Annotated in this window: 19 protein-coding genes; 12 read left to right on the forward strand and 7 right to left on the reverse strand. The window is 66.6% G+C overall.

Annotated features, from left to right (window positions below):
- The first annotated feature begins 75 nt into the window (after nucleotides 1–75).
- Entirely contained in the window at nucleotides 76–2220 is a 2145-nt protein-coding gene (locus ABE85_RS23105) for a M13 family metallopeptidase (RefSeq protein WP_082938878.1), read from the forward strand.
- Between the two features lie 44 nt (nucleotides 2221–2264).
- Entirely contained in the window at nucleotides 2265–2876 is a 612-nt protein-coding gene (locus ABE85_RS23110; RefSeq protein WP_157522815.1) for a hypothetical protein, read from the forward strand.
- A gap of 39 nt (nucleotides 2877–2915) precedes the next feature.
- On the opposite strand, the gene ABE85_RS23115 is transcribed toward ABE85_RS23110, so the two are convergent.
- Complete coding sequence (locus tag ABE85_RS23115; RefSeq protein WP_067280347.1) at nucleotides 2916–3287, reverse strand: H-NS family nucleoid-associated regulatory protein; 372 nt, start codon at nucleotides 3285–3287, stop codon at nucleotides 2916–2918.
- Between the two features lie 319 nt (nucleotides 3288–3606).
- Between ABE85_RS23115 and ABE85_RS23120 the strand changes: the two genes are divergently transcribed.
- The gene (locus tag ABE85_RS23120; protein ID WP_067280350.1) at nucleotides 3607–4299 is read left to right on the forward strand and encodes a GntR family transcriptional regulator; all 693 of its coding nucleotides are present in this window, start codon (nucleotides 3607–3609) and stop codon (nucleotides 4297–4299) included.
- 37 nt (nucleotides 4300–4336) lie between these two features.
- On the opposite strand, the gene ABE85_RS23125 is transcribed toward ABE85_RS23120, so the two are convergent.
- Complete coding sequence (locus tag ABE85_RS23125) at nucleotides 4337–4804, reverse strand: Lrp/AsnC family transcriptional regulator (protein WP_231993165.1); 468 nt, start codon at nucleotides 4802–4804, stop codon at nucleotides 4337–4339.
- 90 nt (nucleotides 4805–4894) lie between these two features.
- Between ABE85_RS23125 and ilvB the strand changes: the two genes are divergently transcribed.
- The 5 genes from ilvB to ABE85_RS23150 all read left to right on the forward strand — a co-directional run bounded on the left by ilvB (nucleotide 4895) and on the right by ABE85_RS23150 (nucleotide 14313).
- Complete coding sequence (gene ilvB / locus ABE85_RS23130) at nucleotides 4895–6634, forward strand: biosynthetic-type acetolactate synthase large subunit (RefSeq protein ID WP_067280351.1); 1740 nt, start codon at nucleotides 4895–4897, stop codon at nucleotides 6632–6634.
- A 165-nt stretch (nucleotides 6635–6799) separates the two neighbouring features.
- Nucleotides 6800–9922, forward strand: a complete 3123-nt coding sequence (locus ABE85_RS23135) for an FG-GAP-like repeat-containing protein (RefSeq protein ID WP_197507129.1) — start codon at nucleotides 6800–6802, stop codon at nucleotides 9920–9922.
- A 114-nt stretch (nucleotides 9923–10036) separates the two neighbouring features.
- The gene (locus ABE85_RS23140) at nucleotides 10037–13636 is read left to right on the forward strand and encodes an RHS repeat-associated core domain-containing protein (protein ID WP_067280357.1); all 3600 of its coding nucleotides are present in this window, start codon (nucleotides 10037–10039) and stop codon (nucleotides 13634–13636) included.
- Between the two features lie 8 nt (nucleotides 13637–13644).
- Entirely contained in the window at nucleotides 13645–13938 is a 294-nt protein-coding gene (locus tag ABE85_RS23145) for a hypothetical protein (protein WP_067280360.1), read from the forward strand.
- Between the two features lie 117 nt (nucleotides 13939–14055).
- Nucleotides 14056–14313: a hypothetical protein gene (locus tag ABE85_RS23150; protein ID WP_082938881.1), complete on the forward strand. Its 258-nt coding sequence runs from the start codon at nucleotides 14056–14058 to the stop codon at nucleotides 14311–14313.
- 231 nt (nucleotides 14314–14544) lie between these two features.
- On the opposite strand, the gene ABE85_RS23155 is transcribed toward ABE85_RS23150, so the two are convergent.
- The 4 genes from ABE85_RS23155 to ABE85_RS23170 form a co-directional block, all read right to left on the reverse strand.
- Nucleotides 14545–14868: a hypothetical protein gene (locus ABE85_RS23155; protein ID WP_157522818.1), complete on the reverse strand. Its 324-nt coding sequence runs from the start codon at nucleotides 14866–14868 to the stop codon at nucleotides 14545–14547.
- Between the two features lie 179 nt (nucleotides 14869–15047).
- Nucleotides 15048–16088 (reverse strand): helix-turn-helix domain-containing protein, encoded by a 1041-nt coding sequence (locus tag ABE85_RS23160; RefSeq protein WP_067280367.1) that lies wholly within the window; start codon nucleotides 16086–16088, stop codon nucleotides 15048–15050.
- A gap of 119 nt (nucleotides 16089–16207) precedes the next feature.
- The gene (locus tag ABE85_RS23165; protein ID WP_067280370.1) at nucleotides 16208–18808 is read right to left on the reverse strand and encodes a BACON domain-containing protein; all 2601 of its coding nucleotides are present in this window, start codon (nucleotides 18806–18808) and stop codon (nucleotides 16208–16210) included.
- Nucleotides 18809–18968: 160 nt separating this feature from the next.
- Nucleotides 18969–20132: a mandelate racemase/muconate lactonizing enzyme family protein gene (locus ABE85_RS23170; protein WP_067283399.1), complete on the reverse strand. Its 1164-nt coding sequence runs from the start codon at nucleotides 20130–20132 to the stop codon at nucleotides 18969–18971.
- 156 nt (nucleotides 20133–20288) lie between these two features.
- Between ABE85_RS23170 and ABE85_RS23175 the strand changes: the two genes are divergently transcribed.
- Nucleotides 20289–21242: a LysR substrate-binding domain-containing protein gene (locus ABE85_RS23175; RefSeq protein ID WP_310732589.1), complete on the forward strand. Its 954-nt coding sequence runs from the start codon at nucleotides 20289–20291 to the stop codon at nucleotides 21240–21242.
- A gap of 90 nt (nucleotides 21243–21332) precedes the next feature.
- Complete coding sequence (locus ABE85_RS23180; protein ID WP_067280371.1) at nucleotides 21333–22322, forward strand: tripartite tricarboxylate transporter substrate-binding protein; 990 nt, start codon at nucleotides 21333–21335, stop codon at nucleotides 22320–22322.
- 44 nt (nucleotides 22323–22366) lie between these two features.
- Here the strand turns inward: ABE85_RS23180 and ABE85_RS23185 are convergent, their stop codons facing one another.
- Nucleotides 22367–23026 (reverse strand): GntR family transcriptional regulator, encoded by a 660-nt coding sequence (locus ABE85_RS23185; protein ID WP_067280374.1) that lies wholly within the window; start codon nucleotides 23024–23026, stop codon nucleotides 22367–22369.
- A 235-nt stretch (nucleotides 23027–23261) separates the two neighbouring features.
- Between ABE85_RS23185 and pcaC the strand changes: the two genes are divergently transcribed.
- Both pcaC and ABE85_RS23195 read left to right on the forward strand, forming a co-directional pair.
- Nucleotides 23262–23660, forward strand: coding sequence for a 4-carboxymuconolactone decarboxylase (gene pcaC, locus ABE85_RS23190; protein WP_067280375.1), 399 nt, complete (start codon nucleotides 23262–23264; stop codon nucleotides 23658–23660).
- 12 nt (nucleotides 23661–23672) lie between these two features.
- Entirely contained in the window at nucleotides 23673–24536 is an 864-nt protein-coding gene (locus tag ABE85_RS23195; protein WP_067280378.1) for an NAD(P)-dependent oxidoreductase, read from the forward strand.
- The last annotated feature ends 38 nt before the right edge of the window (nucleotides 24537–24574 follow it).

The following is a 24574-nucleotide window of genomic DNA, read 5'->3' on the forward strand; positions in this document are numbered from 1 at the left end:
GGTGTCGTCCGGCACCCTGCAGCGGCAGGCCGCTGGCGGAGAATGCCCGGCAGCAAACACTCACCGCTGTCGAGCATGACCCATCCCCTCCTCGCCCGCACCGCTGCGGCCGCGCTTGTCGCGGCCGTTTCCTTTGGCGCCTCCACGACCGTGAGCGCGCAGAACGCCGCGCCGGCTTCAACGGCCTCGGCGGCCTCGACGCCCGCGCCGTCCGTCGCCGCGGTGCCTGAAGGGCCGCTCGACCAGCTGCCCTACACGCCGAGCCTGGACACCGCCGCGATGGATCGCAACGCCGATCCCTGCGAAGACCTCTACCAGTACGCCTGCGGCGGCTGGATGGCCGCCAATCCGATCCCGCCGGACCAGGCGCGCTGGTCGGTCTACGCCAAGATGGCCAACGAGAACCAGCGCTACCTCTGGAGCATCCTGCACAAGCTCTCGGCCGCCGATCCGCAGCGCAGCGCGAACCAGACGCGCATGGGCGACTACTTCGCCGCCTGCATGGACGAGTCCGCCGCGGACCGCCACGCGCTCGCGCCGCTGCGCCCGCTGCTGTCGCGCATCGATGCGCTCAAGGATCGGCGCGAGCTGCCCGCGCTCCTGGCCGCGCTGCACCTGGCGACCAACAACGAACGCGTGCTCTTCCACTTCACGTCGGGCCAGGACATGGCCGACTCGACGCGCGTGATCGCGTTCGCCTACGCCGGCGGCTTGAGCCTTCCCGACCGCGAGTACTACTTCAAGACCGACGAGAAATCGCGCGTGCTGCGCGACCAGTTCATCGCCCACGTGGCGCGCAGCTTCGAGCTGCTCGGCGACACGCCCGAGGCGGCCCGCGCGCAGGCGAAACAGGTGATGGCCATCGAGACCGCGCTGGCGCGAGCCTCGCTGAGCCGCGTCGACAAGCGCGATCCCTACAAGGGATTCCATCCGATGAAGGCGGCCGGCCTGCAGGCGCTGACGCCGGGCTTCGACTGGGTCGCGTATCAGCGCGGACTGGGCCTGGACCCGCAGTCGGCCTTCAACGTCACCGAGCCCGCGTTCTTCAAGGCGCTGTCGAAGGAGCTGCGCCAGCGCGACCTGGCGCAACTCCGCAATTACCTGCGCTGGCAGCTGGTCAGCAGCCAGGCGCCGACGCTGTCGGGCGCCGCGGTGCAGGCCAACTTCGAGTTCTTCGGTCAGACATTGCAAGGCGTGCCGCAGTTGAAGGCGCGCTGGAAGCGCTGCGTCGAGCTCGTGGATGCGCAGCTCGGCGAGGCGCTGGGTCAGGAGTTCGTCGCGCGCAACTTCAGCCCGGACCTGAAGGACAAGACGCTGACGATGACGAAGCAGATCGAGGACGCGATGGCCGCGCGCATCCAGTCGCTGGGCTGGATGAGCGAGACGACGAAGCAGCGCGCGCAGCAGAAGCTCCACGCGATCGTCAACAAGGTCGGCTACCCGGACCGCTGGCGCGATTACGGCGCCTTGACGGTGGCGCGCGACGACTTCGCGGGCAACGTGATGCGCGGCAACGACTTCGAGCTCAAGCGTCAGCTGGCCAAGATCGGCAAGCCGCTGGACCGGGGCGAATGGGGCATGACGCCGCAGACGGTCAACGCGTACTACGACGCGCAGATGAACGACATCAACTTCCCCGCCGGCGTGCTGCAGCCGCCGCTGTTCGATCCGAAGCTGGATGACGCGCCGAACTACGGCAACACCGGCGGCACGATCGGGCATGAGCTCATCCACGGGTTCGACGATGAAGGCCGGCAGTTCGATGCCAAGGGCAACCTGCGCGACTGGTGGACGAAGAAGGACGGCCAGGCCTTCGAGCAGCGCGCGGCCTGCGTGACGAAGCAGTACGCGCAGTACGTGGTCGTCGACGACATCCGCATCAACAGCAAGCTGACGCTGGGCGAGGACCTGGCCGACCTGGGTGGCCTGGTGCTGGCCCATGCGGCGTGGAAGGCGCAGATCGCCGACCTGTCGGCCAAGCCGGCGGACCGCGACGGGCTGACGCCGGAGCAGCGCTTCTTCGTCGGCTTCGCGCAATGGGACTGCAGCCACGCCCGACCTGAATATGCGCGGGTGCATGCGTTGACCGACCCCCATTCACCAGGGCGCTACCGCATCAACGGGGTCGCGGTGAACATGCCCGAGTTCGAGCAGGCCTTCCGCTGCAAGCCGGGACAGAAGATGGTGAAGCCGGACGCGGAGCGTTGCCGGGTGTGGTGATGCCGGGTTAATCGGCGAACTGCACTGGTTCTTGGCGGGGACTGATGGATCGGCCCGACCGCTGCGCGCGTGTCGGGCCGATGCGTCTCAACGTCATCCATCGAGCCATGTACATCCCCGCCCATCCGCCTCCTCACCAGCCTTCCCAGGACGCCACGACTGAACCGGCGCCTCCCGCGCTGCCGCTTCGCCTCTATTGCATCAGCGACAGCCCGGAAATTCGGCAGCTCGACAGCCTCGTCGAGGATCTGGTTCGGCAGTTCGCGAAGTCCGTCCCGGGCGGCGTCTTCCAGTTCCGCAAGGCCAAGGACTCGTTCGGCACCCTGGCGTCGGTGAAGACACTCGTGTCCGAACTGATGAGCGAGCGCTTCGGGGCCACCATCGTCAAGCTCGATCGTGCGTTGGGGGTTCCCGGCGACAAGGAAGACGTGGATCGGAAGCGGCAGGCCCTGACCGCGGCGATGAAAGGCAGCGTCTTCAATGCCATCGGAAAACTGTCGGATGGGGAGATGCGCGTTCTCAAGCGCCGCTTGGGCCATCACGACGACCTGGTGACGGCGATGAATGCCAAGGAGGCCGGCCAGGCGACGGACTGGGTGCTCGCAAGCGACGCGCGCGCGGCGTTCATCGACGCGCTGCAGCACCTCGGCCTTTGAACGGAGAGGAACGCGCGCCGCGCGGCGGCGCGACTTCCTTCAGCCGATCAACAGCTCCTCAGCCGTCTTGCCGCTGGCCAGGGCGTCCTTGAACCAGTTCGGGCGCTTGCCCACGCCGGTCCAGGTGCGGCCGGCGCCGTCGTGGTACTTCGGGGCGCCCGCGCTGCGCGCGGCCTTGGCCTTGCGCGGACCCGCGGCGGTCTTGCCGGCCTTGGCGACCTTGGCCGCTCTGCCCCGGCCCGCCGTCTTCGTGGCGCCGGCGCCGAACAGCTCTTCGGCCGTGAGACCGTAGTGATCGATGGCTTCACGGATGCGTTCGACGACGCCGGAGATCTCCTTCGCGCGCAGCGACTCGGCTTCCTTCTTCAGCTTCTCGATCTGGGACAGGACTTGCTTCAAGGACTTGGCCATTCAACGGGCTCCATTCGGGTGTTTGACATCGGGCATTCGCCTCTGAGTCGCAGACCTCCCGGTCGCGACTGTAGCGCTTGGTGGCTGCCGATGCGGAAACGACACAACCTCTGCCTTCAATGCGGGATCGCTTCCACTGATTCCGGTAGGGTGCGGCGCGACAAACACGTGGATTGATCAGTCGATCCGCCGTCCGATTGCGCATTCATTGCGCTTCAGCAAAAACGGCGATTCGGGGGCGAAGCGATCCCCCATGGGGCGCCCCTCTCTTCGTAGAGTGATCCGTGATTCACCACTGTTCACCGGACGGAGTGCCGCAATGGTTCGTTCCACACACCCGATCAACACGCCGACCTATCTGCGGCTGCGCGACCAGATCCGCACCGACATCGAGGACGGCTGCTGGCGGCTGGGGCAGCACCTGACGCTGCATGAGCTGAGCGCGCATTACAGCGTCAGCAACGTGCCCGTGCGCGAGGCCCTGCTGCAGTTGCAGGGCGACGGCATGGTGGACATGCGCATGAACAAGGGCGCGGTGGTGCGGGCGGTCGATGCGCGCTTCATCGACGAGTACTTCGATGTCCGCGAGGCGCTGCAGGCCATGCTGCTGGCGCGGGCCTGCCGGTCCGCCTGGGCGGGTTCGGCACAGACGCTGGCCGGCGTGACCGTGCTGCTGAGGCCGTTGGAGGAGGCCACGCGCGCCGGCCGCGTCCGGGACCTGCTGGCGGCCGACGAGGCGTTGCAGGACCACCTGGGCCGGCTGGGCGGCAACGACCAGGCGCTGGGCATGCAGGCGTCCCGCGGGCGCCTGCTGGAGGCGTTCCGGCGCGCGCGGGTGGCGCTCTGGGCGCCGGAGCTGGAGATCCTCGCCGTGCAGGGGGGCGCGATGCTGCAGGCGCTCACGCACGCCGACCCCGCCATCGCCCACGAGGCGGTGCGACGCCACGTGGCGGCATCGCGCGCCTACATGCTGCGGATGCTGAAAGTGCCGGAGATGGCGGCGTCGAAGTGACAGGGACCTCGCATCGGAGCGCCGGGCGGAGCGTCGATCAGAGCGGCAGCGAGCTCGCCTTCAGGCAGCGCAGCACGAAGCTCGACTTGCTGTGTCGCACGCCGGGGATCTTGTAGAGCTTCTCGCGCAGCAGCCGCTCGTAGTCGCGCGTGTCGCGGACGGACAGGCGCAGCACGTAGTCGTAGTCGCCGGACACCAGATAGGCGTCGATGACTTCGGGAATCGCTTCGAGGTGGCGCGCGAACTCCGCCATCGCGGCGTCGGTGTGCTTGTTCAGCGTGAGCTGGACGATGAGCTGCTCCGGTCGGCCGATCTTCTCGGCGTTGACCTTGACGGTGTAGCCCTCGATCACCCCCGACTCCTCGAGCCGCTTGATGCGCGTCCAGCAGGGGGATGTCGTCAACCCGACCTCCTCGCTGACCTCCTGCAGGCTGGCGCGTGCGTTGCGCTGCAGGGCCCGCAGGATGGCGCGGTCGAACTTGTCGAGCTTGATTTCCTGTTCCATGGCGCTTGCGAAGCAAAGTTTGCTGCGGACGGGATTCTAGGAGGCAAGAACGGGAACGCTTCCCGAGGGGGCGCCGGGATACTCGTCCGCATGAATGCATTGATCGATGGCGCCGTGCTGGGCGCCCCTGAGGCCACGACGCGCAACGGCGCGCAGACGCTGCTCGACACCTTGGTCGCCTGCGGCGTCGACACCGTCTTCGGTTATCCCGGCGGCGCGGTGCTGCCGCTGTACGACGCGTTGCATGGCGAGCCGCGGCTGCGGCACATTCTGGTCCGCCACGAGCAGGCGGCCGTGCATGCGGCCGAGGGCTATGCGCGCAGCACGGGCCGGCTCGGGGTGGTGCTGGTGACCTCGGGGCCGGGGATGAGCAACACGACGACCGGGCTGCTGGATGCGCTGTGCGACTCGATCCCGGTGCTCTGCATCAGCGGGCAGGTCAACAGCGCGGTGATTGGCACGGATGCCTTCCAGGAGTGCGACGCGCTGGGCATCTCGCGTCCGGTGACGAAGTGGAACGCGCAATTGCGGCCCGGCGACGATGTGGCGATGCGTGTGCGGCAGGCCGTGGACATCGCGCGGGGCGGACGTCCGGGGCCGGTGCTGCTGGATGTGCCCAAGGACGTGCAGTTGGCGCCCGTGCGCTCCACCACGAGCCTGCCGATCAGGACGCTCAGGGATGCGCCGGCGGTGGACGCGCGCGCGGTCGAGCAGGCGGCGGACTGGATCGCGAGTGCGCGGCGACCGGTCTTCTATGGCGGCGGTGGGCTGATCAACGCGGGCGAGACCGCGTGTGCCGCTTTCGCGTCGGCGGTGGCCTTGAGCGGCGCGCCGTGCACGCTGACCTTGATGGGACTGGGCGCGTTGCCGGCGTCGTCGCCGCAGTGGCTGGGGATGCTCGGCATGCACGGCACGCTGGAGGCCAACCTGGCGATGCATCACGCGGACCTGATCGTGTGCGCGGGTGCGCGTTTCGACGACCGGGTGACGGGGCGGCTGGACAGCTTCGCGCCCGGCGCGCGGGTGATCCATCTGGACGTCGATCCCGCCTCGATCGACAAGGTCCGCCGCGCGGATCTCGCGCTGTGCGGCGACGCGCGCGCGCTGCTGCCGAGGTTGCGCCATGCCCTGGCGCAACGCGCGATGCCGCCGGAGCGGCTCGCGGACTGGTGGACGCGGATCGACGCGTGGCGGGCGCAGCGCTCGCTGTCCTTCGAGGACACGCCGGACGTGATCGCGCCGCAGGCGTTGATGGCGCGGCTGCAGGCGCAACTGGCGGGACGCGACGCGATCGTGTCGACCGACGTCGGCCAGCATCAGATGTGGGCGGCGCAGCACCTCGCCTTCGAGCGGCCGCGGCGCTGGCTGACCTCGGGCGGCGCTGGCACGATGGGCTACGGCCTGCCCGCGGCGATCGGCGCGCAGGTGGCGCATCCGGGTCGCCTGGTCGTCTGCGTCAGCGGGGATGCGTCCATCCTGATGAACCTGCAGGAGATGGCCACGGCGCGCCAGCACCGCGCGGGAGTGAAGGTCGTGCTCTGCAACAACGGTCACATGGGCATGGTGCGGCAGTGGCAGGAGCTGCACCACGGCGAGCGCTACAGCCACAGCTACAACGCCTGCATGCCGGACTTCGTCGCGGTGGCGAAAGGCTTCGGGTGGCAGGCGCTACGCGTCGAACGGCGGGAGGACCTCGACGCGGCGCTGGCCGCGTGCCTGGCGAGCGACGGGCCGTACTTCCTGGATGTCGCCGTCGCGCCGGCGGAGAACTGCTTCCCGATGATCCCGGCGGGGAAGGGGCATCACGAGGTGATGTTGGGGCGCCCGTGAAGGTTCAGTCATTGCGCTGTCAAACATCCGTTCGGAAGCCGGCATAGAATCCGCGCCGATCGGCGGGCCTGACAACAACTCCTCGGTGAAGGAAGGGCCCGCACCAGACGTCCCCGCGACGTCCGCCAGATGCATCGACGCCGGCTCCGGCGTCCGGGAGGAAAGATGACGAATTGGATGAAGCCCCGGGGCGTGCTCGCCCTGGTGGGGATGGCTGCGCTCGTGCCGTTCGCCGCGCAGGCGGCCACGCTGGCCGGCTCGACGCCGGCCAACCTGACGGTGACCGACTCCGGAGCGGCGGTTTATCAGATTCCGATTCAGGTGCCGCCGGGGGTGGCGGGGTTGCAGCCGAAGTTGGCACTCAAGTTCGACAGTCAAGGCACGCGCGGCATCGCTGGACCATTCTGGTCGCTGGATGGGGTGCCGGCGGTGCGACGCTGTCCCAAGACCAAGGCGCAGGACGGCGAACGAGGCGGCATTGGCTTGACCGGCAGCGACCGTTTCTGCTTCGAGGGGCAACGACTGACCCTGGAGAGCGGCACGTACGGGGCCAATGGCGCGGTGTACCGTACCGAAATCGATAGTTTCTCGCGCACCATTTCCTACGGTTCAGCGGGCAACGGGCCGGAGTATTTCACCGTTGAGGAAAAGGGCGGACTGAAGCTGGAATTCGGCAAGACGTCGGACTCGCGATTCATTCCCGCATTGGCATCCGGCACAGCGCAGGCAACGGTTGTCACTTGGTACGTCAACAAGATCTCGGACCGCAGCGGCAATTCGATCGCCTTCAGCTACGACATGGCTGACGGCGAGATCACGCTGAAGGAAGTGAGCTACGCTGGCGGCAAGGCGAAGGTGAGCCTGTCCTACGTGGCGGACTGGAATCCGCGCACGATGTACGTGGCGGGGACCAAGGTCCAGTACACGAAGCTGCTCGACAAGGTGACGACCAAGGCGGTTGCCGGCGACGGCACCGAGCGGACGGTCAAGCAATACCGATTGGGCTACCAGTACGACGATGCCCGCGGAAACACCCAGGCGAATCAGCCGATCCCCCGCCTGACAAGCACCACCGAGTGCGTGTCGGACGCCGCAGATGCGGACTGCCTGCGGCCGCTGGTGTTCCATTGGCCTTCCTGGACACCTGTTTCCCCGAAGATGAACACTCCGTTCAGGGTGGGCCAGCCCAGCAACAGCAAGCTGAAGTTTGTGGACCAGGAGGGCTTCAGCAAGGAGAACGGCTCCTACCTGCGTCGTCTGGTGGACATGAACGGCGACGGCTACCTCGACCTGGTCGCCTTCGCGGAGGGCGGTGTCTACGTCTACATGAGCGATGCGAACGGCAAGTACCCCAGCGAGCCGAAACTTGTGTCGACCAGATTCACGGCGACTGGAGAGGTCACCGGCTGGTGGGACAGCCCGACCGACTCGGGAGGAGGCTTCCGCTCCCGTACGTTGGTCGACATGAATGGCGACGGGTATCCGGACATCCTGGGTTTCTCCAACACCAATCCCAAGAGCGGGCCGCAGATCGGTGGCTACGTTTCGTACTGGAACCCTGCGCTGCAGGCCTTTGATGGCCAGGAAACGCAGGTGATGTGGCCGAACGCGATTGCGGGAGGCGTCCACTGCAACGGCCAGACCGACGAGATCGGCGCGCCCCGCTATGTGCTCGACGTGGACGGTGACGGCTTCCCCGACGTCCTGCGCTTCACCAACGGAGGCGGATTCGTCGCCTACTGGGATCGCTCTGCCGGCAAGTTCAAGGATCCGCAGTCCGTCAGCGATATCAAGATGAGTTCGCCCGGCTGGTTCGGTCCGTCGTGCGTCGGATACCTGTCCCGCCAACCGATCTTCCTGGAAGACATGAATGGCGACGGTTATGCCGACATCGTCGGCGTGTCCTATGACGGCATCTTCGTCATGCTCTGGGATCCGGCGACCAAGAAGTTTGCGAACAAGGGAGCGGCGAACAGCACCGCGATCAAGGCCGATCCGCAGCGTGACACCTCGATCCGGATGGCCGACATGAATGGCGACGGCTACCCGGATCTGGTGCAATTCACCTCCAGCGCCATCCGTGTCTCGCTGTGGAGTGGCGCGACCTTCCTGCCCACCACGGACTGGACCAACGCGATGTCCGGTGGCTACTGGGACAACGACGCGCTGAACAACCCGCGCGTGCTGGCGGATGTCGACGGCGACGGTCTGCCGGACCTCGTCGGTTTCGACAGTGGCGGCGTCAAGGTCGCGATCTCGAACGGCAGCAAGTTCCTGGTCGAGTCGGTCTGGACCGAGAACTTCAAGACCACCACGGGCTCCCAACTCGATCCCTCTGGCAACATTTGGTACAAGAGCACGCGCACGCCGCGGTTCTTCCAGGACGTGGATGGTGACGGCTATCCCGACCTGGTGGGCTACGGCGGCTTCGCAATCGCGATGGCTTCGTCGTCGCTGCATTCAATGCAGCCCATCACGTCCTTCGACGACGGACTCGGGGCCACGATGCGCCTCACCTACTCCTTCAATCAACCGACCGCGCCGGCGAAGGCCTATGCCAAGCCGAGCTCGCTGCCGAGTTTCCCGAAGCGGCAGGCCAACAGCCCGGTCAAGATCGTGACGGCCGTGGAGCGCAGTGACGGCAACGGCGGTACGCGCAGCTGGAAATACACCTATGCCGAACGGATCGCCGATTTCGATCGTGGCGATCTCGGCTATTTGTCCCGGACTGTCGAGGACACCGCCTCGAACACGGTGGTGAAGAAGACCTTCAACAACCAGGGCTACCCCGTCACCCTCGCCAGCGAAAGCCAGACGACCGATGGTCGGCAAGTGGGCCTTACCAGCTACACGCCGTACACCGAAGTGCTGGGCCAAACCGGCGAATACACCGGCAACAACCGCCTGATGCTGGCGACCAAGTCGGTGGTTGTGCAGCGCTGGGGCCTGGACGGTGTACTGCTGAGTTCTTCGGGAACGACCTACGAATACGGCGGCACGCGCGAAAACGACTTGCCCGGTACGGCGCCGACGCAATGGGGTGATGTGACACGCAAGCAGGAAGGCTACGGCCTGGGCACCACGACAACCGACATGCAATACAAGATGGACAAGACCAACTGGCTACTCGGCCAGATGAGCTCGTCCACCACCACGATCTGGCGGAACTCGGCCACGGTCGCGGGTCTGGCGCAGGACGCCGCACCGGCCAAGAGTGTGAGCGCCTTGCCCAAGCCGATGCCGACGGAAGTGCTGTCGGCCATCCTCACCATCCTCCTGGACGACTGATCCTGGCAGGCGGCTCCGCCGCCGGAGAACGACAACGATCGCGCCGGCAAGCCGGTACGAAATCGGGCGCACGTCGGGACCAGATCGCGACGGCGCCTCGAGAGGGAGAGCAAGATGAAGAAGACAAGTGATCTGCGCCGCTGGATCGCGGACGCACACCGGGGGATCGGCATCGGACGTGGGCTACTGCTCGCAGCGGCCGGGATGGGCACGCTAGGCGCCCATGCGGCCGAGGCCTTCTGGTTCACGGACCAGCAGCAGACGGTCGTGCGCAATTCGACCTTCGAGTACGACCCGACCACCGGTCTGCTGAAGAAGAAGATCGATCAGCCGGACGGGCCGGCGAGCCAGAAGCTCACCACCGCGCTGACCTACGACCGGGGCAATCCGTCTTCCGAGAGTCGCACTGGCTGGGCAGGCGCGCAGGGCGAGGTCACGCGCACGACAGGCGCGACCTGGTCGACGGACGGCCGCTTCCCGACGCAGCGCACCAATGCGTTGCCGCAGCCGGAGAAGTTGGAGTTCGACCCCGCGTTCGGCGGCATGACGCTGCGTGTCGACCCGAACGGCTGGGTAACGCGCTGGGAGTACGACGGTCTGGGGCGCAAGCTCTTCGAGCGCCGAGGCTATGCCAACGAGACGGCGCAGACGTATAGCGACTACACCCAGTGGACCTATGAGGCCTGCAGTAGCGGTTGCGCGATCGACGGGGGCGTCACCGTCAAGCTCATCGTCACGGCAACGGTGAAGTCCAGCGCGAATGTGCAGATCGCGCCGACGGTCAAGACTTACCTGGACGAGCTCAACCGGGAAGTCCGCGTCGAGACCGAGACGCTCGGCGCGAGTGGCCAAGTGGCCACGGCGTACAAGGACACCCGTTACGACCGTCGTGGCAACGTGGCGAAGGTGTCGCAGCCCTATTTCTCCGATGCGTCGCCGAAGTGGACGTCGACGGACTTCGACAACCTGGGCCGCAAGACGACCGAGACGGCGCCGAACGACTCGATCACGACGATCACGTACCAAGGTCTGGACACGTTCACGAAGATTACGGTGCGCGGCGAAACGCGTGTCCGCAAGAGTACGGCGGACAACCTTGGCAGGGCTGTCCAGACCGCCGACGCGCGCAGCAACCTGACCGGTTTCATTTACGACGCAACGGGGGCCTTAGCCAGGGTCATCGGACCGTATGGTGATGTGGTGTCGATCGGCTACGACGTGCTTGGCCGCAAGACCAGCCAATCCGATCCGGACCTGGGCGACTGGACCTACGGCTACAACGCGTTTGGCGAACTCGTGTCGCAGACGAACGGCCTGAAGAAGACCACGTCGATCACTTATGACGCGTTGGGGCGCATGGTCAAGCGGGCCGACAGCGACCTGACGTCCAGCTTCGAATACGACACCGCCGCCAATGGGTTGGGGCTTCTCGCGAAGACCTACTCGGATAACGGCTACTGCCGCGAGCATGGCTATGACGGGCAGAGCCGGCCGACCACGACGATCATGAAGGTCGGAAGCACGGCCTGCGGCAACGGCACCGAAGCTTTGAGTGCCAGCGTGGGCTATGACGCCTATGGCCGACTGCAAACGGAGACGTTCCCTACCGGTTTCACAGTGACCCATGGCCGGCATGCGACCCTGGGCATTCCCACACGCATCACCAGCGACCAGCTCGGGGGGGCAACGCTGTGGACGCGCGATGGTGGCGACGCCGCAGGCCGCGCCACGGCGTTTTCCTACGGGAACGGCGTGGCGACCAGGGTCGGCTATGACGCTGCGGGCATGGGTTGGATCGAAAGCATCGCAGCCGGACCAGGCAACGGTGTGCAGTACTCGGTCTACAAGCGTGACGAGATCGGGCAGTTGAAGAGCCGCGACGACAGCTTTGACGCGCCGCAAGGCTTGTCGGAGTGGATCGATACGGACCAGCTCGGGCGCGTGAAGGGGTACTACCGCAAGGCTCTCGTCGATCAGACGGAAGTGGCCGGCAGTCGCGTGGCGGTGGTGTACGACGCCGTCGGCCGGATTGTCAGCAAGACGGATGTCGGCACCTATTACTACGCACAGCCGGGTGGCAAGCGTCCGCATGCCGTCACCAATGTGCGGGGCGCCGTGAACGTCGACTACGAGTACGACGACGCGGGTCAGATGAAGGTCCGCAATTTTGCGGACTATCTGTACACCGATGCCGGCTACCTGCGCATGGCGGGCGGGGCGCGCAAGTGCCACGAGTTCCTGTACCAGGGCGAGGGCATGCGGGTGCAGCAGCTGATCTTCGACTGGAACTGCCGGCAAACCAGCGGGCAGCCGCAGAACGGCTCCGATCCGTCGGCGCGCACGCTGTACCTGCATCCGGACGCCAGCAACGGCTTGAGCTTCGAGCGCGAGACCAGGCGTGGGCAGGCGACGCAGTACAAGCATTACGTGGTGGCGGATGGCCGTCCGGTCGCGGAAGTGGTGAGTGCAGTGGGGGCCGTGGCGAACGGCACTCCGCTGACAGTCAACTACCTGCATTACGACCACCTTGGCTCGATCGTGGCGGTGACACGCAACGGTGGCGTCGTGGCCGAGCGGCGCAGTTTCGATCCGTGGGGACGTGTGCGCGAGACCACGGGCACACCGACAGCGAACGGCGACCTGCCAGGCGGCGGGAATGCGGCGACCGATCGCGGCTTCACGCTCCATGAGCACCTGGAGGGCCTGGACCTCATCCACATGAACGGTCGGGCGTACGACCCGCTGCTGGCGCGATTCACCAGCGGCGACAAGGTGGTCGCCGAGCCCTACGACGGACAGAGCTACGACCGCTATGCGTATGTGCTGAACCAGCCGCTGAGCGCAACCGATCCGACGGGCCTGGTGCCGGTCGGGTACGAATTTGCGTTCCAGCTGCAGGCAGCGGGAGGTTCGGCGACGGGAGTGAGCGTCGGGACGGCAATCTCCCTGCCTTGGGGCAACGTACCTACGACAACGGCTGGCGGCAACGGACAGACGGTGGCGCCCGTGGCTGGCGCGAACGGCACTGTTTACGGCCTTGCGATGGAGCTGTCAGGTATCAAGGTTTCGACATTCGGCGTGCAGTGGTTGGGCAAGGGAACCCTGGACAAGCCACGTGACAAGCTTGTGGAGAAACTGGATGCCTTCTCGGAAGCGACCACCGGGGCTTTCCAGGGGTCTGCCGATTCCGTTCGGGACTTCAACCGCAGGAACGAGAACAACGCACTGCTGTTCCCGCCCTTGTTGATCGGCTACCCGGTCGAAGCATTCCTTCGAGACCAGGCAAGAATCGCCTCCGGCAACGTGACGCAAACCGATGTTGTGTTCGCCATGATGCCCGTAGTGCTGCGAGTTGAAGCTCAAGCAACAGTTAGGGGTGCCGAGGCTGTCGTATCAACTCGCACATCAACGCCGCTTCTTGCCGCGCCTGCTGCATTGCACGACCATCATCTGATGCCGAGGCAATTCAAGAGTTTCTTCTCAGCGCGAGGCATCGATATCGATATGCATACCGTGACGCTTGGCAACATCTCGCATCAGAAAGGCATTCACGGTCTGGGACTTGGCAACATGCCGGGAAGGTGGAATCAACAATGGGGCGAGTGGATCGGAAAGAACCCGAATGCCACCGCAAAGGACATATATCAGCAACTGGGTAGCATGATGGATCGCTTCAACCTCAACGGTCTCCCCATCCATCCGTACGGCAAGTAGGAGCACCCATGCGAGACATTCCACCGTTCAAGTTGGTTCCAGAGCCGTTGAACGAAGAGGCAGCAGCGCTGCCGCCGTTCCAGTGGGCTGGCGATGACATCGGTCGGCGGCACCGCCTCGGTGGCCGTCCAGATTTCATTCAAGCGCCAGACGTACCGAAGTGCTCCTGTGGCAAGGAGATGACGTTCTACGCCCAACTGGACTCGATCAACGACGAATTCATCCTCGCGGACTGCGGGATGATCTACGTGTTCGTCTGCTCCGACTGCTGGGAGACCAAGTCGGTGCTTCAGTCGTTCTGATCGCGGTAACCTGAAGCACGTGTGAGAACCATGAACAGAATCGGGAAACTCGTTCTGACTGCTTGCACGATCACCGCGACGTCGTCATCCGCAGTCGCCGGCACCGGGAGCGGTCGCTTGACCAATCCCAACTTCATGCCCAACGGCGCAGTGGTCATCTACCTGGAAGGCTCACGCAACGCGCAACCCGCCTGCGCGACGGAAAGCCGCCGCTTCGTGCTCAACGCAGCAACACCGGCGGGCAAGGCTCAACTGGCCGGTTTGATGATTGCCTACACGCAAGGGAAAACCGTGAGCGTGTGGGGCACCAACACCTGCTCGGTCTGGGGCGATACCGAAACGATCGACTTCTTTGCGATCGTCGACGGGCCCTGAGAGGAGATCCTTCGGAAGACGGCCACTGTCCGCCCTTCCCTCTGCGATCAGGAGGTCCGGTCGCAGGTACGCTTGTCGCTGAAGCCTTCCACCATTTCTTTGTCTGCTTCGAATGAGAGCCGAGAGCCGGCGCATGTCGTCGTAGGGGCGATTGATCCAACGCCGCGCCAAAAGAAAACGCCCGACATCGTCGGGCGTTTCTCATTTCCGATCAGACATCGGAGATGCGCTTCACTGCACCACGAACTCCACGATCCGGCAGTACCCGGCGCCGTCTTCCTCGACGTACAGCGAGACGTTGCGTCCCTGCGAATACGCCATCAGCAGCGTGGCGATCTTGGCCTTCGAGCCCGAATCGGCCTCGTTGACGAAGGCCCAGTTCTGCAGACAGCCGGCCGAGTCCGGCAAGCCCTGGACGCGGAAGTAGTAGTTGTTCCCACCGGACACGTACGGCCCGGCCGGCTTGAAGGCGCCGGTGAATCGGCCTGGAGCGGCGGTGGCCGTGATCGGCAGCGTCATGGCGGCAAACGCCAGCATGGCGAGACCTCGTTTCATCTTCCTCATCGTTCTTCCTCCCAGAAGTTGAGCGACGGATGTTAGCGAGGCCGGTTGACCAGGGCCTGCCTCGGAACACCGCATGGCGGCGCTACTGAATCACGACGGTCACGCCGTCCAGTCCTTCAGGCGTCTGTTGGTGTCGCTGACATAGACCCGATGCATTCACGCTCCTGCATTCAAGCCAGTGCGGGAGCCAGCGCACCCAAGGGGCGCTGCAGGAGTTCCGCCGCCCGGGACGGACTGAAGAGTCCTTCGGCCAGGCCCCAGAACACCAGCGACTCGAAACGGCGAGGCTGCTCCGGCAGCAGCGGTTCGGGTTCGGCGCTGCGCCAGCCGGCTTGCGCGAACTGGATGAGGGCAGACTTGTAGCCCGCATCGTTCAGCAAGCCGAGATCCTTGAGGCGACGGAGCGCCGCCTGCATGGACACACCGTATCGCCGTTTGGCGTTCAACAGTTCACCGGGATGAACGCGCGACCGCCGATGGCTTCCGAAGTCGAGCACCACCTGCTCGCCGGGATAAAGGAACGCGCCCGCAAAGCGATGGCAGCAACGTTCCTTCTCCGGCTCGGGCATGTCGTCCGGCAGCGCCATCACCCAATGACCGAGCTCATGGGCCGCGGTGAAACGCACGCGCTCGCCGGGACGTGAGGTGTTGAGCGCGATCAGGACATGCCGGACGTCGTCGGTCGCGGCGCAGGCGCCGTCGAAATCGTCTTGCCCGTCGATCAAGGCGATCTTGATCCCTCGCTCTTCAAGCAGCTGGGTCAGGTTGGCGATCGCGTCGCGACCGATGCCCCAATCGCTTCGCAGCCGATCCGCAGCCGCTTCCGCCTCGTCGATGGATGAGACTGGCAGCGTTTGAGGCGTCGTCGGCTCGATCCGGACGTCCACTGCGTCGAAGCATCGTTCCAACGCGAGGTAGCGCTCGAGATGATCCCGCATCTGTTCTTCCACCTGACGTTGCCGGTACTTCGGCATGCGGGCCAGCTTTCGGAACTCGAGCGGAGCGAGGTTGACCGCCTCGGCACGGAAGAAGTACTCGGGGCGCACGCCCAGAGCCTTCGAAAACTGCAGCAGGCGAGTCGAGTTCGGTAAGGCATCGCCGCGCTCGAATTTGCTCAGCGCCTGCTTGGTGATGTCACCGACGGCCTGCGCGAGGTCGTCAAGGCTCAGGCCTTTCAATACGCGGGCCCGCCGGAGTCGGTCGTGGATCATCGCGTTCTCCCAGGTTGACGAATATTCTACTTCCTGTCAATTCGTCAACCTGTCACCCGGAGCGTGCCCGCATTGAACGGCGACGGAGCGACATCCCGTCGCTCCGGCCTGCCCATCGATCAGTACCCGATCGGCACGATCGCCAGCTTCGGATCGTCGGTGGCCGTCACGACGACACCGCCGTCGGCGCTGATCACCAGCTGGCGCGCGAGCAGCGACCGCGACGTTCCCGCCGCCTTGAAGGATTGCAGCAGCGCGCCGGCGGCGTTGTGCACCCAGAAGTCGACGGTCGAGCCCGCGGTGACGCCGCAGATGACGCGGTCGTCGCTGCCGACCTCGACGTTGTTGGGGTACGTGCTGCCGCCCGGCAGCGATCCCGCATAGACGCCGCCGTCCCGGTTGGCGGTGATGGCACACCGGTAACCGGCGATCGAGCCGACGGCGGAGGCCGAGTAGAGGATCGTCCCGTCCAGCGAATAGGCCACGTCCTGCACGCTGCCGTTGCTGGCGCCGCCGCCCAGGCCGCCCGTCGACGGCGCGAACAGCATGCCGTCGTTGCCGACGATCGAGTACTCGATGAACGGCACGGTGGTGCCCAGTCCCGCCAGGTGGCGGCCGTCCAGGCTGACCGCCACCGGCTCGGTGGCGACCGTGCCGAGCGAGAAGCCGTTGGGCTCGGCGTCGGTGATCCGGTAGGCGTCCTTGCCGGCATACAGCACCTCGACCCCGCCGGGGCGACCCACCGTCAGGAACTGCGGGACGGTATCGAGGCTCTTCTGCGGCACGTGGCCCAGCACCGCGAAGTCCGGCAGACGCAGCACCGCGAAGCGCTTGTTGACCGGCTCCTGGACATAGAGACGACCCCCGTCGGGCGAGACGGCCATGGCGTCCAGGGCGGTGCCGGGAATCGTCACCGTGGTCACGACCGCGCCGGTGTGCGCGTTGACGACGTCGATCGAATCGGCCTGCTTGTGCGCGTAGATCCACGGACGGATCGGGTCGGCGAGCACCCGCTTGTACGCGCCGGCAATGGACTGCGCCGTCGCGGCGGTCGTCCCCTTCCACAGCGCGATGCGCACCGTCGCCGGCACGACGCGCGGCGTCGTCGTGCTCAGCGTCACGTTGGCGTAGCTGATGGCGTCCGACGGCAGCGCGGCCGGATCGGCGGTGACCGTCAGCTGGTCACCGGCCTTGGAGACGGTCAGCCACGCCGCGTCGGAGCTGGCGGTCCAGGGCACGGCATCCCCGAAGGACGGTGCCACGCGGACCGTGCGGCTCAGCACCTGGCCCAGCGGCGTGCTGGCCAGGCCGATGCCGGCGCGCTGCGGGACCAGATGGCGCTCGTCGTTCTTGATGAAGACCGGCAAGGTCAGCGTGTGCGTGTCGCCGTTGACCTGCGCGGTGATCTGCACGGGGACCGACGTGTTGCCGAACGGCGCGGTCTCGGGATTGAAGGTGAAGGTCACGTCCGTGCCCGCACTGTTGACCTGCCCGCCGGACGGCGCGCTCAGCCAGGACGGCAGCCCGGTGACCGTGAACGGCCATTTGGTGAGGCCCGTGTTCAGCGTCAGCGTGGTCGTGCTGGGGTTGTTCGAGTGGCCGATGATGCCGCCCAGGAACGGGGCACTCTGCGACGACTTGAAGGTCGCCGGGACCAGCTTCAGCGTGACCGGGATGCTGGCGGAAGCCGCCAGCGCGGGTGAACTGAAATCGGCCCGCGCGGTGTAGTTGCCGGAGGCCAGGCGACCCTGGCCGGGATCCGGGGCCAGCGTGACGATGGCCGGCGCGTTGCCCGTGGCGGGCGACAGCTTCAGCCAGCTCTCCGAGCTGGCGGCCTGCCAGTACGACCCGGCGCCGGAGCCGTTGTTCAGGTCGATCTGGATCGTCTGCGCCGGGATCGGCGTGCCGTTGATCGCGGTGAAGGTGGCGCCGTCCGCGTTCGAGAAGGTGAACGAGGTCGGCAGCACCTGCACGGCGATGGTCCGCAGGCCGATGCGGCCGTCCGCGGTCTTGGCGGTGAGCGTGGCGCTGTGATTGCCCACGGCCAGCGACGAGGGGTCGACGGTCAGGACCGCCGAGAAGGGACCCGTGCCCGAGGCGGGCGAGACGCGCAACCAGGCGCTGTCGGTCGTCGCAGTCCAGGGGCCGCTGAGCGGCAGCATGCCGCTGACGCCGATGTTGCCTTGCGGGATGGTCCTGGCCCCCTGGTGCACCGTGACGTCGGTCGGCTGGTCGACCACCACGGCGAACGATCCCGGATTCACGACGAAGTCGTAGGGCAGCGTCATCGGCGAACCCGGGAACTCGGCGCTGCAGGCGGAATCCTTGCAGAGCCGGACCAGGAAGGTGCCGGTATAGCGGCCCGGATTCAGGTCGCGCCGCGTGCGCAGCGTGGCGATGTAGGTGGTCGGGGTCGCCGGGGTCAGATCGACCGAGGTCTCGATGACGGCCTTGTCGTCGACGATGCGGGTGTAGAGGGTCGTCTGGCCGTTGAAGACGCTGGGGTCGTTGACGGTGACCGTGACGGTCAGCGCCGAGGAGATGCCGGACGTCACGTCGGACGGCACCGAGATCGGAGAGAGGGTGACGGCAGGGCGCGCCGGCGTGTCTGCGCCGCCATCACCGCCGCCACCGCCACCGCCGCAGGCGGTCAGGACGGCCGCCGCGAGCAGCGCGCAGCCGAATGCCGCGGACAGGCGTCCGCGCAAGGTCAAGGTCATCTGGTTTCTCCCTCGGGGCGGGGCGCGGAGGAAGCGCCCCTGATTCTTGATCTGGTGCCGCTGTGTCGCGGCCGAGGGATTCTGTCATCGAGGCGTTAAGGGCCGCCAGCCGGGTTCCCGCCTCTTTTGGGGGAGCCCGGCGCCCGTGTGCGACGTGCGCTCAGTCCGAGAGCGCCCGCATCACCGCATACAGATCCGACTTGCCTTCAAACCCGATCCCCGGCAGGTCCGGCAGCGTGACGTAGGAGTTCTCCACCTTCACCCCGTCCGGGAAGCCGCCGAAGGGCTGGAACAGGTCCGGGTAGGACTCGTTGCCCCCCAGGCCCAGGCCGGCCGCGATGTTGAGCGACATCTGGTGCCCGCCGTGCGGCACGCAGCGGCTCGCGGACCAGCCGTGTTCCTTGAGCATGTCCAGCGTGCGCAGGTACTCGACCAGGCCGTAGCTCAGCGCGCAGTCGAACTGCAGCCAGTCGCGGTCCGGCCGCATGCCGCCGTAGCGGATCAGGTTGCGCGCGTCCTGCATGGAGAACAGGTTCTCGCCCGTCGCCATCGGGTTGGCGTAGTAGTTGCGCAGCGTCGCCTGCAGCTCGAAGTCCAGCGGGTCGCCCGCTTCCTCGTACCAGAACAGGTCGTACTTCGACAGCGCCTTCGCATACGCGATCGCCGTGTCCAGGTCGAAGCGCCCGTTGGCGTCGACGCACAGCCGTTGACCATCGCCCAGCACGCTCAGGATCGAGTCGATGCGGCGCAGGTCCTCGTCCATCGAGGCGCCGCCGATCTTCTTCTTCACCACCGTGTAGCCGCGGTCGATGTAGCTGCGCATCTCGTCCTTGAGCTTGCCGTGGTCCTGGCCCGGGTAGTAGTAGCCGCCCGCGGCGTACACGAACACCTTGCGGTCCGGCGTGCCGGTGCCGTAGCGCTCGGCCAGCAGCTGGAACAGCGGCTTGCCTTCGATCTTCGCGACCGCGTCCCACACGGCCATGTCGATGGTGCCGATGGCGACGGAACGCTCACCGTGGCCGCCGGGCTTCTCGTTGGTGAACATCGCGTCCCAGACCTTGTGGGCGTCGAGGATGCCGCGGCTGTCCAGCAGCGAATCGGGATCGGCCTCGAGGATGCGCGGGATGAAGCGCTCGCGCATCAGCGTGCCCTGGCCGTAGCGGCCGTTGGAGTTGAAGCCGTAGCCCACCACCGGCTTGCCGTCGCGGATCACATCCGTGATGACCGCCACGAGGCTCAGGGTCATCTTGCTAAAGTCGATGTAGGCGTTGCGGATGGGGCTGCTGATCGGCAGCGTCTTTTCTCGGATCTCGACGATCTTCACGGGGAACTCCACTTCGGATTGGCTGGGAACGGGTCGCATGATCCCGCCGGCCCCCTCGCGAGGCCAATTCAGTTTTCTTAGCTTTTGATGCTTTGCGGGCACCGCCCCGCGCCGCCACTCCCCCGTCACGACCGCCACGACCGCCGCACCCTCTCCATGACGCTGAACCTGAGCTGGATCGATGACTTCATGGTGCTGGCCGCCAGCGGCAACTTCTCGCGCGCCGCCGAGGAACGCCACATGACGCAGCCTGCCTTCAGCCGACGCATCCGCGCGCTGGAGGAGTGGCTGGGTACCGACCTCTTCGACCGCAGCTCGCAGCCCGCGCGGCTGACGGACGCCGGCCTGTGGTTCCGCAAGACCGCGCAGGAGCTGCAGGCGCAGGTCGCCCGCGTGCCGGGCGAGGCCCGCGCCATCGCGGAAGCCAGTTCGCAGACGCTGCGCTTCGCGGCGACGCATGCGCTGTCGTTCTCGTTCATGCCGCGCTGGCTGCGGGCGCTGGAAGCCCACACCAGCGTCGGTCCGGTGAACCTCGTCTCCGACACCCAGCAGAAGTGCGAGGCGCTGCTGCTGCAGAGCCAGGTGCAGTTCGTGCTGGCGCATGGGCACCGGCAGGTGCCGGGACCGCTGGACGAGGCGGCGTTCGCCTGCGTCGTCGTCGGCCAGGATCAGCTGCTGCCGGTCTGCGCGCCCGATGCCGCCGGCGGGCCGGCGCATCCGCTGGAAGGCGGCAAGCGCGCAAAGGACGCCGCGGTGCCGCTGCTCGCGTACAGCTCGGAATCCGGGCTGGGTCGCATCCTGCGCGAGGTCAAGGGCGCGGCGCTGGACCGGCTTCACGTGCAGCCGGTGTTCACGGCGCATCTGGCCTCGGTGCTGCGCACCATGGCGCTGGACGGCCGCGGCGTGGCCTGGCTGCCGAAGATCCTCATCGGCGACGACCTGGCCGCCGGGCGGCTGGTGGTCGCCGGGGGCAAGGACTGGCACCTGGACCTCGACATCCGCCTGCACCGCGATCGCGGGGCCATGGGCGCGGCGGCGGAGACATTCTGGGCCGCGGTGGCCGGCGGTGCCGGCGCGGCATCAAAGCCAACTAATCCGGCATTGGTGTGAAGCGGCGCGTCTCTCGATGATGGGTGCCGGCCGGGGCGGTCGCCTCGGGCAGAGCCACAGATCCCATCAGAGGACATCGAGGAGACACGCATGGAAAAGATCCGCAGGCGGCTGGCGTTGACCGGCATCGCGGTGGCGCTGGGCGTCGTGACGACGCTGGCGCGGGCCGAGTTCCCGGACAAGCCGGTGACGCTGATCGTGCCGTTCGCGGCCGGCGGGCCGTCGGACAAGATCGCCCGCGACCTGGCCGAGGCGCTGCGCAAGAAGCTCGGCCAGACCGTGATCGTCGAGAACGTCGGCGGCGCGGGCGGCACGCTCGGCACCTCGCGCGTGGCCAAGGCGCCGCCGGACGGCTACACGCTGCTGGTGCACCACATCGGCTTCGCGACCGCGCCGTCGCTCTACCGCAAGCTGCCCTACCAGGGCATCAACGACTTCGCCTTCCTCGGCCTGATCAACGAGGCGCCGTCCACGCTGATCGCCAAGCCGACGATGCCGGCCAAGACCTTCGACGAGCTGCGCAAGTACATCGCCGCCGATCCGACGAAGATCAACCTCGCGCATGCCGGCGTGGGCTCCGCGTCGCAGCTGTGCGGGCTGATGCTGCAGTCGGCGTTGAAGACCAACCTCACTTCGGTGCCGTACAAGGGCACCGGCCCGGCGATGACCGACCTGATGGGCGGCCAGGTCGACATCATGTGCGAGCAGGCCACCAACGCCGTGCCGCAGATCGAGGGCGGCAAGGTCAAGGCCTACGCCGTGACCAGCACGCAGCGGATGACGCTGCCGGCGCTCGCCGCCTTGCCGACGCTGTCGGAGGCCGGCCTGAAGGACTTCAGCGTCACGGTCTGGCACGGGCTCTACGCGCCCAAGGACACGCCCGCACCGGTGTTGAAGAAGCTCAACGACGCGCTGAAGGCGGCGTTGAAGGATCCGGACCTGATCAAGCGGTCGGAGGCGCTCGGCATCAGCGTCGTCAACGACGGCCGCCTCGAGCCGGCCGGTCACAAGCACTTCGTCGAGACCGAAGTGGCGCGCTGGAAGAAGGTGATCGAGGCGTCGGGTCAGTACGCCGATTGATCCCGGATCGATCGCGGACTGATCGCGGATTGATCGCGGCCTGATCAGCCCATGCTGCGGAGCACGTTCTCCGCCGCCTGCTTCACATGCTCGCCGCACAGCCGCGCGGCGAGCTCGCCGTCGCGCTGCTCGATCGCCGTGACGATCGCATCGAGCTCGCGCAGCGTCTCGGGCAGCCGCCCCGGCTGCGCCATCGAGATGCGGCGCAGCACCGTCACGCGGTTGTTCAGCTGCCTGAGCATCTGCCCCGCCACCGTGTTGCCGCAGCCCTCGACCAGGACGTCGTAGAACTGGTTCTTGATCGTGAGGATCCCTGCCCGGTCACCGGCGGCGTGGGCCTTCGCGAGCTCGGTCAGCTTGGCGCGCAAGGCCTTGCGCTGCGCCTCCGACGCGTTGGCCGCGAAGCCGCGTCCGGCCAGGCTCTCCAGGCTGGCGCGGACCTCGTAGATCTCCCGCACCTCGTCGCGGGAGATGCTGGTCACCTCCGGGCCGCGGTGCGGAATGATGGTGATGAGCCCCTCGGCCTGCAGATGCTGCAGCGACTCGCGCACGCAGGAACGGCTGACGTCCAGGCTCTCGCAGAGCTCCCGCTCCGACAGCTTCTGACCCGGCGCGAGCACGCCGTCCAGGATGGCGGTGCGCAGCGCCTGCGTGGCGCGCTGGCGCAAGGACGTCTCTTCGCGGGCGACTTTCAAGAGGCTCATGGGCCGGATCCTACCTGTGGACGGGCGATGTCCGGACGACCGGATCACCAGATGTTCATACAGACGGATTGTCATACAACACCTCCGGGTCGCTTTCAATCCACGTATTCCCAATGTCGGATTGTCAGACAATAAGCCAACATGGCGCCATCGACGAGCCGAGGCCGGCTCGGCCCTTTCCCACCGCTTTCCCACCGCCTTCCCAACCCCATCCCCCCATCACCAGGAGTTTCCGATGACCCGTGCCTACGCCCCGAAGAACCAGGCCCTGTTCGACCAAGGGCTCTCGACCCGGCGCGAGGTGCTCGGCGCCGAGTACGTCGACAACTCGATCAAGAACGCGACGGACTTCAACATCGACATGCAGGAGCTGGTCACGCAGTACTGCTGGGGCGACGTCTGGAACCGCCCGGGCCTGGACCGCCGCACGCGCTCCTTCCTGAACCTGGCCATGATCACCGCGCTGAACCGTCCGCATGAGCTGAAGCTGCATGTGCGCGGCGCCATCAACAACGGCCTGACGCGCGACGAGATCAAGGAAGTCTTCCTGCAGACGGCGATCTACTGCGGCGTGCCGGCGGCGATCGACTCGTTCCGGGTCGCCGCCGAGGTGTTCAAGGAAATGGACGCCTGAGGAGCTGCCGCCATGACACAGATCGGATTCATCGGCCTGGGCATGATGGGCACGCCCATGGCCCACCTGCTGCACGCCGCCGGCCATGAGTTGGTCGTGCAGGACGCGCGGCCCGAGGTCGCGGCCCTCTTCACCGACGCGCATCCCGGCGCGCGCATCGCCGGCACGACCGCCGATTACGCGGCCTGCGACGTCCTCATCACCATGTTGCCGAACTCGGACATCGTCGACGCCGTCGTGGGGCCCCTGGCTTCGCAACTCAAGCGCGGCGCGGTGGTGGTCGAGATGAGCTCGGCCGATCCCAATCGCACCCGCGCGCTCGCCGAGCATCTGGCGGAGTCCGGCATCACGCTGATCGACGCGCCCGTGTCGGGCGGCGTCAAGAAGGCGGTGGCCGGCACGCTCGCCATCATGGTGGGTGGCGACATTCCCGCCTTCGAGCGCGTCCGTCCGGTGCTGGAGACGATGGGCAAGGCCATCACGCATGTCGGGCCGGTCGGCGCCGGCCATGCGTTGAAGGCGTTGAACAACTACGTGTCGGCCGCCGCGCTGATCGCCACCGCGGAAGCGATCCATGTGGGCGAGGCCTTCGGCATCGACCCGGCCACGATCGTCGACGTGATCCAGGCCTCGACCGGGCGGAACAACACGACGGAGAACAAGGCCCATCAGTTCATGCTGAACGGCACCTTCAACTCGGGCTTCTCGCTGGCGCTGCAGGCGAAGGACGTCGGCATCGCGGCGTCGCTGGGCCGTGCGATGGGTCTGCCGATGGCGCTGGCGCAGGACGTCTACGCGATGACGGCGCAAGCGTCCGAATCGCTGGGCGCGGGTGCGGACCACACCGAGCTCTACCGCTTCGTCGGCCGGTCCTGACGCCCTTTCATTTCCTGCATAGCCAGACACGCAGCCGC

Origin of the sequence: Mitsuaria sp. 7, assembly GCF_001653795.1 — a bacterium.
Classification (GTDB): domain Bacteria; phylum Pseudomonadota; class Gammaproteobacteria; order Burkholderiales; family Burkholderiaceae_C; genus Roseateles.

What these genes read in the sequence shown, in the direction of transcription:
- pcaC (WP_067280375.1), top strand. Translation starts at nt 23,262, where the DNA reads ATGACCCGTGCCTACGCCCCGAAGAACCAGGCCCTGTTCGACCAAGGG.
- ABE85_RS23165 (WP_067280370.1), bottom strand. Translation starts at nt 18,808, where the DNA reads ATGACCTTGACCTTGCGCGGACGCCTGTCCGCGGCATTCGGCTGCGCG.
- ABE85_RS23185 (WP_067280374.1), bottom strand. Translation starts at nt 23,026, where the DNA reads ATGAGCCTCTTGAAAGTCGCCCGCGAAGAGACGTCCTTGCGCCAGCGC.
- ABE85_RS23120 (WP_067280350.1), top strand. Translation starts at nt 3,607, where the DNA reads ATGGTTCGTTCCACACACCCGATCAACACGCCGACCTATCTGCGGCTG.
- ABE85_RS23125 (WP_231993165.1), bottom strand. Translation starts at nt 4,804, where the DNA reads ATGGAACAGGAAATCAAGCTCGACAAGTTCGACCGCGCCATCCTGCGG.
- ABE85_RS23105 (WP_082938878.1), top strand. Translation starts at nt 76, where the DNA reads ATGACCCATCCCCTCCTCGCCCGCACCGCTGCGGCCGCGCTTGTCGCG.
- ABE85_RS23115 (WP_067280347.1), bottom strand. Translation starts at nt 3,287, where the DNA reads ATGGCCAAGTCCTTGAAGCAAGTCCTGTCCCAGATCGAGAAGCTGAAG.
- ABE85_RS23145 (WP_067280360.1), top strand. Translation starts at nt 13,645, where the DNA reads ATGCGAGACATTCCACCGTTCAAGTTGGTTCCAGAGCCGTTGAACGAA.
- ABE85_RS23140 (WP_067280357.1), top strand. Translation starts at nt 10,037, where the DNA reads ATGAAGAAGACAAGTGATCTGCGCCGCTGGATCGCGGACGCACACCGG.
- ABE85_RS23180 (WP_067280371.1), top strand. Translation starts at nt 21,333, where the DNA reads ATGGAAAAGATCCGCAGGCGGCTGGCGTTGACCGGCATCGCGGTGGCG.
- ABE85_RS23135 (WP_197507129.1), top strand. Translation starts at nt 6,800, where the DNA reads ATGACGAATTGGATGAAGCCCCGGGGCGTGCTCGCCCTGGTGGGGATG.
- ABE85_RS23155 (WP_157522818.1), bottom strand. Translation starts at nt 14,868, where the DNA reads ATGAAACGAGGTCTCGCCATGCTGGCGTTTGCCGCCATGACGCTGCCG.
- ABE85_RS23160 (WP_067280367.1), bottom strand. Translation starts at nt 16,088, where the DNA reads ATGATCCACGACCGACTCCGGCGGGCCCGCGTATTGAAAGGCCTGAGC.
- ABE85_RS23110 (WP_157522815.1), top strand. Translation starts at nt 2,265, where the DNA reads ATGGATCGGCCCGACCGCTGCGCGCGTGTCGGGCCGATGCGTCTCAAC.
- ABE85_RS23195 (WP_067280378.1), top strand. Translation starts at nt 23,673, where the DNA reads ATGACACAGATCGGATTCATCGGCCTGGGCATGATGGGCACGCCCATG.
- ABE85_RS23175 (WP_310732589.1), top strand. Translation starts at nt 20,289, where the DNA reads ATGACGCTGAACCTGAGCTGGATCGATGACTTCATGGTGCTGGCCGCC.
- ilvB (WP_067280351.1), top strand. Translation starts at nt 4,895, where the DNA reads ATGAATGCATTGATCGATGGCGCCGTGCTGGGCGCCCCTGAGGCCACG.